Annotated in this window: 23 protein-coding genes and 1 pseudogene; 15 read left to right on the forward strand and 9 right to left on the reverse strand. The window is 72.2% G+C overall.

The window, feature by feature from the left end; translation table 11 throughout:
* On the forward strand, positions 1-441 hold a 441-nt coding region (locus tag N5I75_RS04500), incomplete at its 5' end, for a carboxylate-amine ligase (RefSeq protein ID WP_476674499.1).
* A 41-nt stretch (positions 442-482) separates the two neighbouring features.
* Here N5I75_RS04500 and N5I75_RS04505 read toward each other — a convergent pair.
* On the reverse strand, positions 483-1223 hold the full coding sequence (locus N5I75_RS04505; protein ID WP_476674501.1) for a dienelactone hydrolase family protein: 741 nt from the start codon (positions 1221-1223) through the stop codon (positions 483-485).
* Between the two features lie 204 nt (positions 1224-1427).
* On the opposite strand from N5I75_RS04505, the gene N5I75_RS04510 reads away from it, so the two are divergent.
* Both N5I75_RS04510 and N5I75_RS04515 read left to right on the forward strand, forming a co-directional pair.
* Positions 1428-2132 carry a GAF domain-containing protein gene (locus tag N5I75_RS04510; RefSeq protein WP_476674503.1) on the forward strand — a complete coding sequence of 235 codons (705 nt, stop codon included), beginning with the start codon at positions 1428-1430 and terminating at the stop codon, positions 2130-2132.
* Positions 2133-2222: 90 nt separating this feature from the next.
* On the forward strand, positions 2223-2585 hold the full coding sequence (locus N5I75_RS04515; RefSeq protein ID WP_476674505.1) for a DUF6479 family protein: 363 nt from the start codon (positions 2223-2225) through the stop codon (positions 2583-2585).
* 168 nt (positions 2586-2753) lie between these two features.
* Here the strand turns inward: N5I75_RS04515 and N5I75_RS04520 are convergent, their stop codons facing one another.
* On the reverse strand, positions 2754-3563 hold the full coding sequence (locus tag N5I75_RS04520) for an SDR family oxidoreductase (RefSeq protein ID WP_476674507.1): 810 nt from the start codon (positions 3561-3563) through the stop codon (positions 2754-2756).
* A 149-nt stretch (positions 3564-3712) separates the two neighbouring features.
* Here N5I75_RS04520 and N5I75_RS04525 point away from each other — a divergent pair, with 149 nt between their 5' ends.
* The 3 genes from N5I75_RS04525 to N5I75_RS04535 all read left to right on the forward strand — a co-directional run bounded on the left by N5I75_RS04525 (position 3713) and on the right by N5I75_RS04535 (position 4867).
* Entirely contained in the window at positions 3713-3955 is a 243-nt protein-coding gene (locus N5I75_RS04525; protein ID WP_476674509.1) for a DUF6480 family protein, read from the forward strand.
* Between the two features lie 59 nt (positions 3956-4014).
* On the forward strand, positions 4015-4377 hold the full coding sequence (locus tag N5I75_RS04530) for an STAS domain-containing protein (RefSeq protein ID WP_476674511.1): 363 nt from the start codon (positions 4015-4017) through the stop codon (positions 4375-4377).
* A gap of 289 nt (positions 4378-4666) precedes the next feature.
* On the forward strand, positions 4667-4867 hold the full coding sequence (locus N5I75_RS04535; protein WP_476674513.1) for a hypothetical protein: 201 nt from the start codon (positions 4667-4669) through the stop codon (positions 4865-4867).
* A gap of 77 nt (positions 4868-4944) precedes the next feature.
* On the opposite strand, the gene N5I75_RS04540 is transcribed toward N5I75_RS04535, so the two are convergent.
* Complete coding sequence (locus N5I75_RS04540) at positions 4945-5295, reverse strand: hypothetical protein (protein ID WP_476674515.1); 351 nt, start codon at positions 5293-5295, stop codon at positions 4945-4947.
* Positions 5296-5645: 350 nt separating this feature from the next.
* On the opposite strand from N5I75_RS04540, the gene N5I75_RS04545 reads away from it, so the two are divergent.
* From N5I75_RS04545 to N5I75_RS04565, 5 genes are all read left to right on the forward strand, one after another.
* Entirely contained in the window at positions 5646-6425 is a 780-nt protein-coding gene (locus N5I75_RS04545) for a SigB/SigF/SigG family RNA polymerase sigma factor (RefSeq protein ID WP_476674517.1), read from the forward strand.
* A 26-nt stretch (positions 6426-6451) separates the two neighbouring features.
* On the forward strand, positions 6452-7177 hold the full coding sequence (locus N5I75_RS04550) for a GAF and ANTAR domain-containing protein (RefSeq protein ID WP_476674519.1): 726 nt from the start codon (positions 6452-6454) through the stop codon (positions 7175-7177).
* Positions 7178-7280: 103 nt separating this feature from the next.
* Positions 7281-8093 carry an SDR family NAD(P)-dependent oxidoreductase gene (locus tag N5I75_RS04555; protein ID WP_476674521.1) on the forward strand — a complete coding sequence of 271 codons (813 nt, stop codon included), beginning with the start codon at positions 7281-7283 and terminating at the stop codon, positions 8091-8093.
* A 61-nt stretch (positions 8094-8154) separates the two neighbouring features.
* Positions 8155-9402: a cytochrome P450 gene (locus N5I75_RS04560; protein WP_476674523.1), complete on the forward strand. Its 1248-nt coding sequence runs from the start codon at positions 8155-8157 to the stop codon at positions 9400-9402.
* A 108-nt stretch (positions 9403-9510) separates the two neighbouring features.
* Positions 9511-9699 (forward strand): hypothetical protein, encoded by a 189-nt coding sequence (locus N5I75_RS04565; RefSeq protein ID WP_476674525.1) that lies wholly within the window; start codon positions 9511-9513, stop codon positions 9697-9699.
* 27 nt (positions 9700-9726) lie between these two features.
* Here N5I75_RS04565 and N5I75_RS04570 read toward each other — a convergent pair whose 3' ends face one another.
* The 3 genes from N5I75_RS04570 to N5I75_RS04580 are packed head-to-tail and all read right to left on the reverse strand — an operon-like array spanning position 9727 to position 11839.
* The gene (locus tag N5I75_RS04570) at positions 9727-10710 is read right to left on the reverse strand and encodes a GNAT family N-acetyltransferase (protein ID WP_476674527.1); all 984 of its coding nucleotides are present in this window, start codon (positions 10708-10710) and stop codon (positions 9727-9729) included.
* A gap of 50 nt (positions 10711-10760) precedes the next feature.
* The gene (locus N5I75_RS04575) at positions 10761-11399 is read right to left on the reverse strand and encodes a DUF6082 family protein (protein ID WP_476674529.1); all 639 of its coding nucleotides are present in this window, start codon (positions 11397-11399) and stop codon (positions 10761-10763) included.
* Entirely contained in the window at positions 11396-11839 is a 444-nt protein-coding gene (locus N5I75_RS04580; protein WP_476674531.1) for an SDR family oxidoreductase, read from the reverse strand. Before N5I75_RS04580 ends, N5I75_RS04575 begins: the two co-directional genes overlap by 4 nt.
* Positions 11840-12021: 182 nt before the next feature.
* On the opposite strand from N5I75_RS04580, the gene N5I75_RS04585 reads away from it, so the two are divergent.
* Complete coding sequence (locus N5I75_RS04585; protein ID WP_476674754.1) at positions 12022-12291, forward strand: TetR-like C-terminal domain-containing protein; 270 nt, start codon at positions 12022-12024, stop codon at positions 12289-12291.
* Here the strand turns inward: N5I75_RS04585 and N5I75_RS04590 are convergent.
* Positions 12285-13025, reverse strand: coding sequence for a maleylpyruvate isomerase family mycothiol-dependent enzyme (locus tag N5I75_RS04590; RefSeq protein WP_476674533.1), 741 nt, complete (start codon positions 13023-13025; stop codon positions 12285-12287). The genes N5I75_RS04585 and N5I75_RS04590 overlap by 7 nt on opposite strands.
* A 335-nt stretch (positions 13026-13360) precedes the next feature.
* Here N5I75_RS04590 and N5I75_RS04595 point away from each other — a divergent pair, with 335 nt between their 5' ends.
* From N5I75_RS04595 to N5I75_RS04605, 3 genes and pseudogenes are all read left to right on the forward strand, one after another.
* Positions 13361-14734 (forward strand): lipase family protein, encoded by a 1374-nt coding sequence (locus tag N5I75_RS04595; RefSeq protein ID WP_476674535.1) that lies wholly within the window; start codon positions 13361-13363, stop codon positions 14732-14734.
* 168 nt (positions 14735-14902) lie between these two features.
* Positions 14903-15073 (forward strand): annotated as a pseudogene (locus N5I75_RS04600) (lipocalin-like domain-containing protein); the annotation flags it as partial.
* 116 nt (positions 15074-15189) lie between these two features.
* A complete protein-coding gene (locus N5I75_RS04605) occupies positions 15190-15408 on the forward strand; it encodes a lipocalin-like domain-containing protein (RefSeq protein WP_476674756.1) in 219 nt (72 codons plus the stop codon).
* Positions 15409-15430: 22 nt separating this feature from the next.
* Here the strand turns inward: N5I75_RS04605 and N5I75_RS04610 are convergent, their stop codons facing one another.
* Positions 15431-16408, reverse strand: coding sequence for an adenylate/guanylate cyclase domain-containing protein (locus N5I75_RS04610; protein WP_476674758.1), 978 nt, complete (start codon positions 16406-16408; stop codon positions 15431-15433).
* A 77-nt stretch (positions 16409-16485) separates the two neighbouring features.
* Positions 16486-16935, reverse strand: a complete 450-nt coding sequence (locus tag N5I75_RS04615; protein ID WP_476674537.1) for a universal stress protein — start codon at positions 16933-16935, stop codon at positions 16486-16488.
* Positions 16936-16958: the final 23 nt, after the last annotated feature.

Genomic DNA, 16958 nt, shown 5'->3' on the forward strand with positions numbered 1-16958 from the left:
GCACGCCTGTCCGAGCGCTACCCCACCATCGAGATCCGCTGCGCCGACGTGCAGCTCCGCGCCGACACGGCCGTCATGTTCGCCGGGCTCGTCCGCGCCCTCGTGGCCACGGCGCTGCGCGAGCACAAGGAGGGCGTCGCTTCCCCGGAGTGCCCGCACGAGCTGCTGCAGGCCATGAACTGGCATGCCGCGCGGTACGGACTGAGCGGCCGGCTCATGGACCCCGCCGGCCGCCCCCGCGAGGCGGGCGACGTACTGGCGATGCTGCTCGACCATCTCGCCCCGGCCCTGGACGAGGCCGGTGACACCCGCGAGGTGACCTCGCTGGTGCACCGGCTCCTCCAGGAGGGGACCCCGGCCGACCGCCAGCGCCGCGCCCTCGCGGAGGGCGGCCTCCCCGGACTGACCGAACTGATCACCACGGAGACGACCGCCACCTGAGCCGGGCGGCTGCGGAGCCCTGCCGCCGTACGGCCGCGGCCCTACTTCAGATGCCGGGTGAAGAACCGCGCCGCCGCGTCGCCCGCGTACGCCGGGACGCCGGTGTGGCCGCCCATGTTGGCGTGCAGGGTCTTCTCCTCGGAGCCGAAGGCGTCGAACAGGTCGAGGGCTGCCTGCCGGTCGTTGCCCTCGTCGTCCCACTGCAGCAGGACGTGCAGCGGAAGGGTGACCCGCCGTGCCTCGTCGAGCGTGGCGCGCGGCACGAAGCTCCCGGCGAACAGGGTGGCCGCCGCGATACGTGGTTCGACCGCCGCGAGCCGTACGCCGATGGAGATGATGCCGCCCGAGTACCCGACCGGGCCGTCGAGTTCCGGCAGCGACAGGAGGGCGTCGAGAGCGCCCTGCCACTCCGGGACCGCCTCGTCGACGAGCGGGAGGACGAGGGCGTCGACGAGCTCGTCGGTGACCGGTTCGCCCGCCGCCCTGACCCGGCGCAGTTCGGCGCGGGCCTCCTCGGCTGCGGGCCGGCTCGGCCGCTGCCCGCTGCCCGGGAGCTCGATCGTGGCGGCGGCGAAACCGTCCGCCGCGGAACGCAGGGCGCGGGCGGCGAGGCGGGGGTACATCCTCCCCAGGCCGAGAGTCGGGTGGCCGAGGAGGATCAGCGGCACCGGCGCCTGCGCGGACGCCGACGCGGGCGTCCACAGGATGCCGGGGATCTCCCCGAGGGTGAAGGTGCGCTCGCGGACACCGTCGTCGAGGTGTCGCTCAGCAGTGAAGTCCATGGTCGTGCCTTTCGGGAGTGCGCGTGGAACGGCGCTCCCGGACGACCCGTCGCCCGACCGTGGCCCCGGAGGAGAGCACCCATGTCGATACAGCGTTCACGGGTGCCACCTCCTCGTCTCTCGCACGGCCGCTCGAAACGTAACAGGGGCGCGGCGGAGCACCAACCGGTTTTCGATCGCACCTGGTGGGGGCACCCGGGGCGCATGGGTGTAGCGCGTGTGGTGCGGTCGATCGAGCGGGCCGCGGCGGCGGGGGACGAGGCGGGTCTGCCGCACCGGCTGTGTCAGGCGTTGTGCGAGAGCCTCGGCATGGACGGGGCCTCGATGTCCCTGATGACCCACACCGAGGCGCGCCAGTTGCTGTGCGCCAGCGGGGACGAGGCGCTGCGTCTCGAGGAGCTGCAGTACGAGTCGGGGGAGGGGCCGTGCATGGCGACCTCCCAGTCCGGGACGCCGGTCGTGTGCGCGGACCCGGCCGCGTATCTGACCGAGTGGCCGATCTTCGGCTCCCGGCTGCGCGAGGAGCTGCCCCGGGTGGCGCTCGTCCTGGCGCTGCCGCTCACTCCGTCCGGCGCCCGGAAGCCGATCGGCTCCGTGGATCTGCTGCGGCACACCCCGTGGCACCCCGGCGACCAGCGCATGGCGCAGGCCCTCGCGGCGGCCCGCAGCGTCACCGACATCCTGTTGAACCGTGCCCTGCGGCACTTCGGCGGCACAGAGCCCCTGCCGTGGGAGCCGTCCGACGTGATCGACGCCCACTGGGGCAGAACCCGGCAGGCGGCCGGACGGCTCGCCGCGCGCCGCAACATCGCCGTCCCCGACGCGCTGGCCCTGCTGCGGGCCCGCGCGTTCGCCAGCGGACGCCCGCTCCCACAGGTGAGCGCCGACCTCTTCGACGAGCCGACGTAATTCCCGTCCGCCAATAGCCCGGCTTATTGCCGCTGAGCCGGGAGACGTAAGCGGAAGCTAATTTTCCGGCTGGGCGGGTACACCACAGCCATGGAGAAAACTGAGTGGGAACTGGCTGTGTCGTCGACGTCGTCTTACCTGATGTGGATCGCGGGCATTGTAGTTGTCCTCGTCCTCCTCGGCGCCTTTGTCCTGGGCCGCCGTATCCAGAATCGTGAGTCGCGCAGGCCCACACCGGAGGAACAGCCGAAATTGCCCGAAGGCGGTCCGGTCGGGGAGGTGCAGGAGTACCGCGACCCCGATGAGGTGCCGCAGGACGGCGGCCGGCTCTTCCCGCACGAGCTCAAGGGCGGTTACGGCACATCGAGCACGCACAGGAGCGAGTCGCAGGATCCCGAGGACCACCGAAAAGGAAACAACAGCAGCTTCGGCAGCGGCGGCTTCGGCAGCTGACGAAACGCCCCCGGAAAGGCAGCCCCGGAGGCTGATGCCATTCATCCGTGCGGATGACTTCGTAGGCGTCGGGGTCCTGCGGGAATGCCTATATGGGCGCTCCTGTCCGCCGTCCCGAGTTTCCGGGACCGGCCGACACCCGCGCCGGCCCCGGCCTCCCCGCCGCCCTCAGGGGCGACGCCACTCGTCACTGCGCAGATGCGAACCGGCCTGCGGTCCCATCCGCAGCATCCCGCCGTCGGCCACGTAGGAGGAGCCGGTCACGTACGAGGCGTCGGGTCCCGCCAGGAACGCGATGACGGCGGCGACCTCGCGCGCGTCACCGGGCCGGCCGAGCGGGATGCCGGGCCTGCTCTCGCCGTGCACGTCCGTGTCCTCCTGCCCGGTCATGGGCGTGGCGATCTCGCCGGGCGCGACGGCGTTGACGGTGATGCCGTGCTCCGCCAGCTCCAGGGCCATCACCTGCGTCAGCAGCCCGAGCCCGCCCTTGGCGGCGCAGTACGGGGCCGCGCCGACCCGGGGCTGGTGCTCGTGCACCGAGGTCACGTTGACGATACGGCCGCCCCCGCCCTGCCGGATCATGCGCCGCGCGGCGTGCTGACCGCACAGGAACGGGCCGACGAGGTCCACGTCGAGCACACGGGTCACGTCCTCGTGGCGCAGGTCGAGGTAGGGCGTCGACGTGCCCGTACCGGCGTTGTTGACGAGGACGTCGAGCCTGCCGAGCCGCTCCGCGAGGTCGTCGACGACGGTCGCGGCATCGGGCAGCCGGGTCAGGTCCATCCGGGCGACGGCCGCGCGGCGCCCGTGGCCGCGTACCTCCTCCGCCGTCCGCTCGGCGCCCTCCTCGTCGCTGTGCCAGGTGATGCCGACGTCCATCCCGGCCTCGGCGAGCCGGACGGCCGTGGCCCGGCCGATGCCCGAGTCGGCGCCGGTGACGACGGCCACTCGATCGGTGGAGGCGGTGGGGGCGGTCATGGAGGCTCCTCACGTACGGCGTTCCGCGCCCAGGTCGGGGCGCGTGCACGGGCGGGTGTCCGCGAACACCCGCCCCAACCGTGCCGCGTGATCCCGGACCGTCCTGGGACCGGAGGTGAGTCCTGGCGTGTCGTGGGAACTTGGGACGCATGACTGCACCCCACTCCCCGGACCCGGATCCGGACCCCCGCAGCTCCACCGGGCTCGAGCCCGGCGGAGGCGTACCGCCGGGGGAGACCCCGCCCGCCGAGAGCAGCATGCCGGGGGCGGGACCCCGCGAGACGCACAACCCGACGAAGGGCTGGGCGAAGGGCCCCTTGACGGCGATCATCGCCGTCGTGGTGCTGATCGCGGCCTTCTTCCTCGTATACGCGCTGGTCCTGCTGCTGTGACGCGACCGCGAGCAGGTAGCGTGGTCGTACAGGAAGCCGCAGCCGCCCCAGAGGAAAACGTGCCGGAGATCAGTGACAGGACAGCAGCGGGACGTCTCAGGGTCACCACCGCGACCCGGGGCGACGCCCGCGTCATCACCGTGAGCGGGGAGATCGACCACGAGACGGGCCCGCCGCTGCGCGAGGCCGCGGTGGAGGCCCTCGCGGGCCGCGTCCCGCACATCGTCGTCGACCTCAGCTCGGTGACCTTCATGGACTCCGCGGGACTGAACATCCTGCTGCGCGCCCACCGCAGAGCGGTCGACGCCGGGGGCTGGCTGCGCCTTGCCGGGGTGGGCGCCAATGTGCTGCGCATCCTGCAGATCGTGGGCATCGACAGCGTCATCGACCTCTACCCCGACGCCGAGGCCGCCCTCGCCTGAGCGTCGCGCGGGCCGGTCAGCCGGCCGCGGCGTGCGCCGAGGCAACGCGCCCCGCACATCCTGCTGTGGGGCGTCCTCGTGGCGGTCCTGTCGGCCGTGCTGCCGTACTCGCTCGAGCTGGCGGCGCGGCGAGCGCGGGGACGGTGATCCGGTCGCGGGACGGAAGTCTGCGGAAACCTCGCCACACCCGCCCGGCGCCCGATGAGGCATCCTCGGTGGAGAGGCGGCACACGTCGCCCCGGGAGGAGCGGTTGTGAGCGGAGGGGGCGGACCGACATGGTCCTGGGGCGTGTCCGAACAAGGCCGGATGTACTGGCGCCAGGCCGGGAACCGGGCCGTGACACTGCGCCGGTGGGCGAAGGACCGGCGTGAACAAGCGGTCCGTATGAGAGCGCGCACCCTTGAGATGCGCCGCACCGCGCGGAACATGCTCGAGAACGACGCCGAGCACGCGACGACGGAGCGAGGTGCGCACACCCGGCCCGACTGACGGCGCACGATGTGAGCAAGCTGGTGGGGCCTCGACCACGGGCCGGGCCCCACACCTATTCTCGCACCGGCGCCGGATTACGCCAGATGTGTGACGTACGTGTCGTCGTCCGCACCGTGTGCCGCGGTGGTGTGCAGGAGTACGCGGAAGTGATCGGCGCCGCGGCTGAAGCGGACGACCTTCTCACCGGGCGGGAAGTCCACACCCGCGTGGAAGCACAGGGTGAGCAGGGTCTGCTGGAGCTGATGCAGCAGGGAGGCCGGGAGCGGCAGGGCCGGACGGTCGGAGTAGTCCTGGCGGGCCTGCCGCAATGCGTCGAGCAGGGACCGTGAGTCCGCGCAGTCCTTGCTGCGCCCGTACTCGAGGAGCTCGCATGCCTCGGTGATCAGATCGGCCGGGGCGGGGATGAGGTCAGCGTTGCTGGTCATGGCATACCGCTAACCCGGCGCGCGCGGCCCCGCAACAGCACGAGGCCGGTCCCGGCACGGCCGTGCGGGTGGCCGGTGTCCGCCCGGCGCCGCTGACACGTGTCCCGAGATGCGGTGACCCGCACGTGTGGCGATGCTCGACATACGGCAGACAGCCCAGGGCGCCGCGAGGCGGCGCGGCCGGACTGTGCCCGCCGGCGCCGATCTCCGTTTGCCGGCGGAGGCGCAGGGCAGCCGGGTTCTGAGTGCTTGGGACAACAGGCGCATTGCGGGATCGGCCGATCCGGATGCCTGTCGTCACGGGGTGCCGCATCCCGCGGTCACATCACCCGTACGAAATGGAGCACCCGATGGCCGTCCGCCGCCCCCACAGCGACGCTCCCGACACCGCGGCAGCGTTCGACCGGCTGGTCGCCGCGCCCGCGGGACGGGAGCGCGAGCTCCTCGTGGAGGAGCTCGTGACGGCGTGGCTGCCGATGGCCCACCGGATCGCGGGCAAGTTCAAGGACCGCGGCGAGCACCTGGAGGACCTCCAGCAGGTCGCCGCGATGGGCCTCGTCAAGGCGGTCGAGCGCTACGACCCCGCGCAGGGCGCCTTCGAGGCGTACGCCGTACCGACGATCACCGGGGAGATACGCCGCCACTTCCGCGACCACGGATGGGACGTCCGGGTCCCGCGCCGCGTCCAGGAACTGCGCAACAAGGTCCGCGTCGCCCGCCGGGAACTCCTGGAGCAGCCCGGACGCACACGTGAGCCCGCCCTGGAGGAGATCGCCGCCAGGGCGCGGCTCACCCTCGACGAGGTCCGCGCCGGGATGGAGGCGCTCGACAGCTACCGCGCCCTGTCCCTGGACGCCGCGACCGCCTCGGGGCAGGAGCAGGGCGACGCGTTCAGCCTGGCCGACACCCTGGGCGGCGTCGAAGCCGCGTACGACCGCATCGAGGCGCGCGAGGCCGCGAAGGCCGGGCTGCGCGCCCTGCCCGAGCGCGAACGCCACATCCTCTACCTGCGCTACTTCGAGGACATGACCCAGGCCCGCATCGCCGAGAAGATCGGCGTCTCGCAGATGCAGATCTCCCGCCTGATCAGCCACAGCTGTGCCCGCGTCCGCGACCGCGCCGCCGCGTAGCGCGCAGGCGTGCCGAAGGGACACCCATGAGCACCGGAAGCACCCACGACAGCAGCCGCATCACCGAGTGGCTCCTCGACATCGACTCGGTGGAGGACTTCCTGCGGTCGCTGACCGACGCCGCGCTCGACCTGGCCCCGTGCGAGGGCGCGGGGGTGACGCTGGAACCGGACGGCCGGCCGCTCACCGTGGTGAGCGTGGGAACGGTGGCGGCGAAACTCGACGAGAAGCAGTACGGGCAGGACGACGGCCCCTGCCTGCAGTCCCTGCGCAGCGGCGAGGAGATCGCCGTCCGCGACATGCTGCACGAACGCCGGTGGGGTGAGTACCCCGCCTACGCGGTGTCCTGCGGCATCCGCTCGTCCCTCTCGCTCCCGATCGCCGCCCACACCGACACCGCGGGCGCGCTCAACCTCTACGCCGCTCCGCCCGACGGCCTCGACGACGCCGACCTCGACGCCCTGCGCTCCCTGGCCGCCCAGGCCACCGGCGGCATCGCACTGGCGCAGCGCTTCACCGGCGCGCGGCAGTTCGCCGAGCAGATGCAGACCGCCATGCGCTCGCGCAGCGTCATCGACCAGGCCCTCGGCATCATCATGGGCCAGCGCCACTGCACCGCCGACGAGGCGTTCGGCATCCTGCGCTCCGCCTCCCAGCACCGCAACGTCAAGCTCCGGGACCTGTGCACCCAGCTCGTCACCAGCGTCACGGGCCATCCGCCCGCGGAACCCGAACTCCGGCGTCAGGGCTGACGCGGAGCGGGTTCGCCCGGCCGGCGCCCCTGGGACGCGGCGGTGCGGGTGAAGCTCCCGGCGCCGCGGGCTTGGCGCGGGGCGCGGCGGTTACTCGTAGGCCATGACTGAAAAGCGGCCACTCGCCCTCATCACCGGCGCCTCCAGCGGAATCGGCCTCGAACTGGCCCGGCAGTTCGCCCGGCACGGCCACGACCTCGTGGTGAACGCCGAGGACGAACGGCTGGAGTCCGCGGCGCGCGACCTGCGGGAGACCGGCGCCGGCGTACACGTCGTGCGCGCCGATCTCCGCACCTCCGAGGGGCGCTACCGGCTCCTCGACGCACTCGGAGAGCTGACGGTCGACGTGGCCGTGCTCAACGCCGGTGTGGGGCAGGGCGGAGCCTTCGTCGACACCGACCTCGCCGACGACCAGGCCGTCATCGACCTGAACGTCACCGCGACCGTCCGGCTGGCCAAGACGCTGCTGCGGGCCATGGTGGCGCGCGGCAGCGGCCGGCTCGCCTTCACCTCCTCCGTCGCGTCGACGATGCCCGGCTCCTTCCAACCCGCGTACAACGCGTCCAAGTCGTTCGTGCAGTCCTTCGCCCAGGCGCTGGCCGAGGAGGTGAAGGACACCGGCGTGACCGTCACCTCGTTCATGCCCGGACCGACGGAGACGGACTTCTTCCGGAGGGCCGGCATGGCGGACGACACCCGGATGGGCGCCATGAAGAAGGACGACCCTGCCCAGGTGGCCGAGCAGGCGTACGAGGCGATCGTGAAGGGCGAGAAGAAGGTCGTCACCGGCTCGCTGATGACGAAGGCGCAGGAGTTGGCCGGAAAGGTGGTGCCCGACGGGGTCAAGGCGGCCGCCCACCGGCGGATGGCGGAGCCCGGGACCGGCCCCGACGAGGGGAAGGGGCCCAAGGAGTGACGAGAGCCGCGCCACGCTCGTCCACCTGTGTCACGCGGGCCGTTCTGGGCACTCCGGACCCATGAGCCCCCACCGACTGGTTCCCGAGTCCCTGGCCCTGTTGACCGAGGGGTACGCCTGGCTGCCCGATCTGCTGCGCGCCGAGGACGATACCGCGCTCAGCCTGCGCGTCCTCGGCAAACCGGCCCTGGCCGTACGCGGCCCCGAGGCGGTCCGCTTCTTCTACGACGAGGCGCACGTCCGGCGCCACGGAGCGCTGCCGGGCCCGGTCCTCAGCACCCTCTTCGGGCACGGCGCCGTCCACACCCTGGACGGCGACGCCCACCGCTCCCGCAAGGCGTTCTTCCTGCCGCTCCTCGAGGACGACGCGGTGACGGGCGCGGCGGATCACATCGTGGCCGCCTGGGACGAGGCCGTACCGGACTGGGCGGCGCAGTCGGACGTGGTGCTCTTCGACGCGGTGGCCAGGGTGCTCACGAAGGGGGTCTGCCGGTGGGCCGGCGTCCCGCTCGCCGGCGGCGACGAGGACGAACTGGCGCGGGACCTGCTGGCGATGGTGGACGGTTTCGCGACGGCCGGACCCCGGCACTTCCGGGCGCGCCGGGCCCGCACCCGTCAGGAGAAGCGGTTCGCCGACCTGGTCGGGGAGGTCAGGTCCGGCGCGGTCGAGGCACCGGCGGGGTCCGTGCTCGACCGGGTCTGCCGCCACCGTGACACGTCCGGCGACAGCTCGGCCGAGGAGGAGCTGACGCCCCGGGTCGCCGCCGTGGAACTCCTCAACGTCATCCGCCCGACTGCGGCGCTGAGCTGGTTCGTCGCCTTCGCCGCGCACGCCCTGCACCGGTGGCCCGAGCACAAGGAACGGCTCAGGTCGGGCGACACGGCGTTCGCCCTCGCCTTCGCGCACGAGGTCCGCCGCTTCTACCCCTTCGCGCCGTTCCTGGGCGGGCGGGCCGTCACCGACCTGACCTGGCAGGGCCGCACCGTCCCGGCGGGCGGTCTCGTCATCCTCGACGTCTACGGCCAGAACCACGACGAACGGCTCTTCAAGGACCCGTACGCCTTCCGTCCCGAGCGCTTCCTCGACCACCCGCCCGCCCGTGACGAACTGATCCCCCAGGGCGGCGCGGACGCGCGAACGGGCCACCGCTGCCCTGGCGAGGCCATGTCCGTGGGCATCCTGGAGACGCTGGCCCAGCGCCTGGCCGCGCTGGACTACCGAGTGCCGCCGCAGGACCTCACGATCCCGCTGAACCGGATCCCCGCGCGGCCGCGCAGCGGGATGATCCTCCAGGTCATCGCGGACTGAACGTTTCGGACGACGCATACGTGTCACCCGTGTCGCACCACGTGTCCCAGACACACAAGAAGACACATCCCGACACATCCAGGCACGTGTGACGCAAGGAGGAAGCCGATGTCGAATCCGCAACAGCCCGAGCTGCGGCGCAGCGACAAGGGGGCGGGCACGCCGCAGGACAGCGAGGCCCGCAAGGCGGCACAGCCCACCGGCGTGAACGGCGGCCCCGGCCACGCCCACGGCACGGACCGCGGCGCCAAGGGCGGCGGCACGCCTCCCGAGCAGCAGCCGGACCACCCGGCCTGAGAGCCGGGGTCGGCTGGGTCGGCTGGGTCAGTCGAGCCAGCCGTTACCGAGCGGCTTCCGGTAGCGGACGTACTCGTTCCGTCGCCGGAAGCCGACGCTCTCGTAGAGGTCGTAGGACCGGTGTGGGTTGGCCGTGCCGGTGAACAGCCTGGCGGCCGTGGCCCCCTGCTCACGGAGGCGTCGCAGCCCGTCGAGCAGCAGCACCCGCCCGATGCCGAGACGCCGCTGGTCCGCCCGGACGCTCAGCTCGTCGACCCCGCCCATGGTGCGGTCGTGGCGGCGCAGGGAACAGAGCGCCACACCGAGCACGTCCTGCCCGTCGAAGGCGGCCCGCCAGCAGGCCGGGTCGGCGGTGGCGACGAACTCTTCGAACGGCCACTTCTGGGTGAAACCGGCGTTGGCGTACGAGTCGACGACGGTCTGCCAGGCGGCACGGTAATGGCCGGGGCGAACCGGCCCCGTCCGCACGCCAGGGGGCGGCCGGTGCTCCACCTCGGCCAGTCGCCGCAGGTCGGCGAGTTCCAGCTCGACGAGGCTGAAGACCCGTCGGTATCCGGCCGTGCGCAGAAGGGTGGTGGAGTCCTCCTCGGAGGCCATGGCGTTGGCGCCGATCACGGCGGTCCGCGCCGTGCCGTGCTCCTCGACCAGTTGCCGGACGCGCTGCTCGGCCTGCCGCACCATCGCTGTTCCAACGCCCCGGCCGCGATGCTCGGGCAGGAGATGGCCGCGGTGCAGATAGAGCCACGTGTCGTCCCGCTCCTGCCACCACCGGATCGTCGTATAGCCGACGACCTCGCCATCGCGCACCACAAGCATCTGATTCCTGGACGGCTCCTCCACCCGGGCCGAGGCCTCGCCGATCTCGGCCGCCGTGGGCAGCCCCTCGACGACGGAACGAGCGTCGACCCGATCCCGCTCAGCACACCCCAGCCGCACCCCGGCCATGGCCTCGTGGTCCTCGCCACCGCGACAGGGCCGGAACGCGAAACCGGCCGGAAGGTCATCTGCCATGCCGGGATGATCCCGAACGGCGCGGCGCCCGCGCCACTCATTTCGGCCCGTCAGCTCGGCTCCGGCAAGTAGTAGTCGGCGGGGCTCACGGGTGGGCCGCTGTTCTCCGCGCGGCGCAGCGCCTCGTCGAGGAGGGCCACGAAGCGCCTGCGGCGTCGGCTCTCCGTCCCGGTCGCGACCTCGTGCCACCACGGTGAGTTCATCCGCCAGAACTCCCGCATGATCTCGCCCCGCATCACCAGTGTGGCGTTGATCAGGAAGTCGTCGTCGGAGAGCCATCCGCTGAGGTATTCGGCACGCCAGTTGACGAGGATCGCGTTCGCGTAGATGTACTGGCGTCGTCGCGCTCGGGTGAGGGGTACTGGAGGAGGCTCCCAGCACACGTCAAGGTCGGGGTCGTCGAGGGCGCGCATGAGGAGGTCCCGGTGCGAGGCCCGGTAGTCGTTGGCGAGACCCGCCCGCATCTGACGGGCCTGCATCACCAGGGACCAGACGACACCCAGCAGGGCCGCCGCCGAGAGCGGGATCGACACGGCGGCGTAGGTCTGACTGATCTGGCTGAGCTCCGGCCACGGCATTCCGTCGGGCGCCCACCACTTCATGACGAAGGGTGTCACCAGCGTCAGCACCAGCAACAGGGCGGCGAAGACGGCGTACTGCAGCCGGCGCAGGAACCTGGAACTTTTCATGCGTCCCCCTTGAGTACGGTTTGCGCCTGATGTGCCCCGGGTCGAGGAGGAATAGCCGGTTCCAGCGGAAGGCGGGACGAGCTGCCCGTACGGCGCGGGGCCAGTTCGACGGCGAGGGGCGGGATCATCGCCTCCAGGGCCCCGTTGATCGCGGCCAGACCGGAGGTGCCGGGGAAGGCGGCGCGGGCGGAGGCGGCTGTGATGAAGGTGACGGACGCGTGCTCGGTCAGGTGCGGTAACGCCGCCTGCAGGATGCGCAGTTGGGGCCAGAACTTCGCGTCGAAGCCGAGCGCGAGTTCGGCGAGATCCAGCGTGGCGAACGGGCCGCTGCCGGCCGCGCCGCTGACCGCGATGACCAGGTGGTCGACGGGAGCGGTGGTGGCGAAGAAGGCATCGATGTCCGTGCCATCGCGCGGGAGGCGGGAGGCGAGGGTCGGCAAACGGACGCTGTACCGCTGGTGGCCCTCGAAGGGCGCGGTGCTGCTCGACGCGCTGACCGACCGGGCGGAGCGAGCCGTGCCCGTACCGGACTCCGGTTCGCTGAGCGACGATCTCCGGGCACTGATCGCCGCGACCTTCGCGGAGGCGCAGGGCGGCACCGGTCGGCCCCGCCCTGCGCACTCTGGCCCAGGAGGCCGCCCGCGATCCCCATCTGGCCGACCTCATCCGGGAGTTCACCCAGGCGCGCCGGACCACGCTGCGCGAAGTGCTCGCGCGCGGACGCGAACGCGGCGAGCTGACGCCGGACAGCGACCTCGACCTGATGGTGGACCAGGTCTACGGCGTCTTCTGGTACCGCTTCCTCCTCGGACACGCCCCGCTGGGCGAACTGGAGGCCGTCCGGCTCGCCGACTCCCTCGTACGGCCTCGCTGGACGACCTGGCCTCAGTAGACGATCGACACCATCCGGCACACGGCTTCCGCGAGCCGCCGGTCGCCCCGTACATGGGCCTGGGACAGGGCGAGCGCGGGGTCGATGCCGCGCGTCGCCAGGCGCCAGGCGGTGTCCACGTCCAGGGTCATCGCCGCCACGGGGTGGTCCTGCGCCGCTTCGGCCAAGGACCACCGGCCCGTCGTGGCGGTCGCCACCCACGTGCCGCCTGCCGGGCCCTCGACACTCACCCGGACCTGCGTACCGGTCGGCGCCGACGTGTGCCGGAGCGTGTGCGGCAGAGCCCGCATGAAGGTGTCCAGGACCACGCCCGAGGCGCGCGGCTCGGGGTCGGTGCCGAGGCCGACCGCGTGGCGGATCTGCTGGCGGTGGGTCCAGTGCTCGGTGAACTCCCGCGCGATGTCCAGCCAGGCGGGCGCGGGGTCGACGCCCGCCCACGACACGCCCAGAGCGGCCGCGTCGAGGTCGGCCGTGGCGAACCGCCGGGCGAGCCGGGTGCCCGCGTCCGCCAGTGCGGCGATGAGCGAGGCGGGGCTGTCGTCCGCGTGCAGATCGACCCATTCCTGGTTCGTGCGGTGGATGAACGCCTCGACCGACTCGCCCTCGGCGAAAAGGCCCCGGCCGACCTGGCCGAGACGGCTGTAGCAGTCGCCGAGGAGGTGGGCGGCGACATCGTGCACCGTCCAGCGTCCGGCCGCCGTCCTGCCCCAGTCGGAAGGCGCCAGGCCGCGCAATGTCCCGAGCAGCGCGCCCAGTTCGGGACCGAAACAGTGCGCGCGCGTCGATCGGACGGCCGAGCCAGGCAGTGTCCGGGATGCCGTTGGTCTCAGGGCTCATGATTGCAGCGTGTCAGGCGAAGGCTGCGGCACGCCATCGAATACCCCCACACTCCTCGCAGCCCTCGCGCGGTCGCACACCGTCCACCTCCCTTGCGCCGCACGCACAGTTTCCAGGGGCAAGGGTGTGCCTCCGCTGACTATCGAGCCCGTCGCGCCGCTGCGAGCCTCACCGTGACCACACCGCTCGACCGAACTCAACCGATCGCAAACGACTCCAGGGAGCACAGCACATGGCGCGCAGACCAGGAACAGGCGTCAGCGGATCACGAGCGAGCCGAGCACGGGCGCGCGGCGCGCGGACCCTCGGCCCGCTCCTCGCGGTGGTTCTGGCGGGCGGCGTGCTCGCCGTACCCGCGACGACGGCCGACGCGGCGCCCCCGGCAACAACCAAGACCACCACCAAGACCACCACCGCGACCGCTTGCGCCGCGACCGACGACGACATCTACCGCCCGCCCGCCTCCGTCACGGACACCCCAGGCAGCGTCATCGCCTGCAAGGCGACGGCCCTGCCGCACGTGCCCGGCTCCATCCCCCTGCACGCGTGGAAGGTGCAGTACAGCTCCAAGGACAACGCGGGGGCTCCGGTCGCCGTGTCCGGCACGGTCGCCGTCCCCGACGCGGCCTGGCGCGGCACCGGCAGCAGGCCGGTCGTCGCCTTCAACCCCGGCACGCTGGGGCTCGGGCCCCAGTGCGCCTTCTCCAAGCAACTGTCCGGCGCCTACCAGGACATGTACGAGGGTGAGAACATCGCCGCGCTCCTCAAGGCCGGTTACGCGGTCGCGGCGACGGACGGCGCCGGGTACCTGGCGGGCCAGACCCACCCCTACGTCTCCGGGGGCGACGCGGGGCACGCCCTCCTCGACGTGGTGCGCGCCGCGTCGGAGGTGCCCGGCAGCGGTGTCGCCAGGTCCGCGCCGGTCGGCCTGTGGGGTTACTCCGAAGGCGGCGCGGCCAGCCTGTGGGCCGCCCAGCTCGCGAGCTCGTACGCGCCGGAGCTCAATGTCGTCGGCGATGCGTCGGGCGGCGTTCCGGGTGACCTGAAGGTGGTCGCCAAGGGGCTCAACGGGGGCGCCTTCGCCGGGTTCCTCGCCGACGCCGTGATCGGGCTCGCGGCCTCGCACCCGGCGATGCCCTTCGACGAACTGCTCAACAGCTCGGGCCGGTCCGCCGTCGCGCGGGCCAAGTCGCTCTGCCTGGCCGGCACCGTCGCCGGGTTCGCGGGCCAGAAGCTGGAGGGCTACACCGAGCGGGGCCTGTCGCTGGAGCAGATCTACGCGCTGACCGGTACCGACGGCAAGACGTGGGGCCAGGTCGTCGACGAGCAGAAGCTCGGTACGGGGATCGGCCGGAAGGGTTCCGGCGCCCGTTACGAGATCAAGTTCCCCGTACTGCAGTACCGCGGCCTGCTGGAGGAGGTCATCCCCACCGAGACCGAGGACGCGACGCGCAAGGCGTACTGCGCCGCGGGGATCACCACGCAGTGGAAGCTCTACCCGGGCGACCACCTGCTCACCGACCAGCAGGCCAAGGACGACGTGGTGAAGTGGCTCGGTGACCGCTTCGCCGGACGGCTCGAACTGGGCAACTGCCTGCTTCCATAGTGCAGTTGCCGAACGGGTGGTGGCGCTCGTGTGTCGCTCGCGCAGGATCTGACAGCTGACAGCTGACAGCGGGCGAGCGCCCCCGCCCCTCCCTATAAGCCCGCGACGAAATCCCGCGACGAAATCCCGCGACCGATCGACTGGTCGACCGATCGAGGAATGGTGGACATGGCACAAGTGGTACGAACGTCGACGGCATCGCTGACCGGCGCCTGGGACCTGGTGAGTTTCGAGGTGCGGACAGCGGACGGGCAGGTGGAACGGCCCTTCGGCGCGCACCCGACCGGCCTCGGCATCTACACACCACAAGGTCTGGTCTCCGCCCAGCTGATGGCGGAGGCCGGTCCGGCGGAGGCCGCTCCCGCCAAGGCTGGACCGGCGGCGACCGATCCCGCCAAGGCTGGACCGGAGGCGACCGATCCCGCGCAGGCCGGACCGGCCCCCTCCCGCCCTTCATCGCCTACGCGGGCCGCTACGTCCTCGACCCGGCCACCCGCACCGTCGAACACCATGTCGAGTGCAGCTTCGACCCCGGCTGGCTCGGCCTGGTCCTCCGTCGTACCTACGAGCTGGACGGTGACCTGCTGACCCTCCGCCCGCCCGCCCAGGCGGAGGGCCAGCCTGTCCTCATCTGGCGCAGGCGCGAACTCTTCGACGTCCGCAGCGCCCAGTAGCGCCACCTGCTGTCAGCTGTCGTCATCGAGATCGGGTGCGGGCCGGCCGCAGCAGGACGGGACGCAACCTGCTGTAGCCGCGCACCGACACCGGGCGCAGCACCTTCAGGTCGTACGCGGTCGTGCCCGCCAGTTCGCCCGCGAACGCCGTGTCGACGAGGACGGTGTCGGGGCGGGCCACCGCGGTGAGCCGCGCCGCGATGTTCACCGCGGCTCCGTACACGTCGCCGAAGCGGTTGAGGACCGCGCCGTGGGCCAGCCCGGTCCGCAGGTGCGGCAGGCTCTGTTCGCCCTGGGCGCGGGCCGTGAGCTCCAATGCGATGCCCGCGGCCCCGGACGCCGACTCGCACACGAAGAGCACCTCGTCGCCGATCGTCTTGACCACCCGGCCCCGGCCCTCCGCGATCACGTCGCCGGTCAGCGTCTCGAACCGGTCGAGCACGCGGGCGAGTTCGGCGCTGCCGAGGCCACGGGTCATCCGGGTGTAGGCGACCATGTCGGTGAAGCCCACGGCCAGATGACGGACGTCGGCGCCCTCGTGCGGCGGCGCCGGGCCGTCGTCGAGCGTCCGGCCCGCGTACGCCGCGAGGTGGCGGCGCCACACGTGCCGCTGCAACAGCTCCAGCTCCGGGAGCAGCGCCGCCGCGTGCTCGATGAGGGCGGCGTCGCCGTCGGGGGCGCCCGGGTCGCGGTCGAGCCAGCTCAGGAGGGTGTGCATCTGCCAGTCGGCGAGCCGGGACAGATGGTGGCCCAGCGCGCGGGCCATCATCGTCTCGCTCTCCTCCGTGATGAGCCCGGCCGCGATGAGGCGTTCGCCCGCGCGCAGGGCGTCGACGTCGGCGTCGGTGAAGACCCGCGCGTCGTCGTCGACCACCGGGAACCCGAGCGCGCGCCAGATCCGCGCCGACCGCTCGGGCGGCACTCCTGACCGCTCGGCGATGTCCGGTCTCGTCCACAGACGCCCACCACCGAGCAGCAACTCCTCGATGACGCGGGGCATTTCACTGCCACCGGGCGGCTCGGCCGAGTCGTACGGATCGGGCGAGTCAGAAGCGTCCGGCACCAGCTCCGCCGCGCTCACGTGGTGTGCACGATCAGCACGTCGAGACCGGCCTTCCTGGCGATGTCCGCGGGCACCGAGCCGAGGATGCGTCCGGCGAGCGAGCGCAGACCCCGGTTCCCGACGACGACCAGGTCGGCCGCGTACTCCTGGGCGACCTTGATCAGCGCCGGAACGGGTTCGTCCTGCACCGCGACCGACCGTATGTCCGCCGCGCCCGCGGCCCGCGCCTTGTCGCTCGCGGCCCGCAGCGTGTCCTCGGCGGGCGCCGAGCCCACCACCTGGTACGCCTCGGGCCCCAACTGGTCCTGCGCGGCGCTCAGCTCGGGCCCGCGCATAGGGGAGTACGCGCAAGCGATCACGAGCTGGGCCTTGCAGGCGGCGGCGAGCCGGGCGGCGCTCGTGACCGCGGCGAACGACGACTCCGAGCCGTCCGTCCCGACCAGGACAGTCTGATAGGCGGTCAAGGCAATCCCCTTACCCAGTAGTA

This window comes from Streptomyces sp. R818, assembly GCF_056172735.1.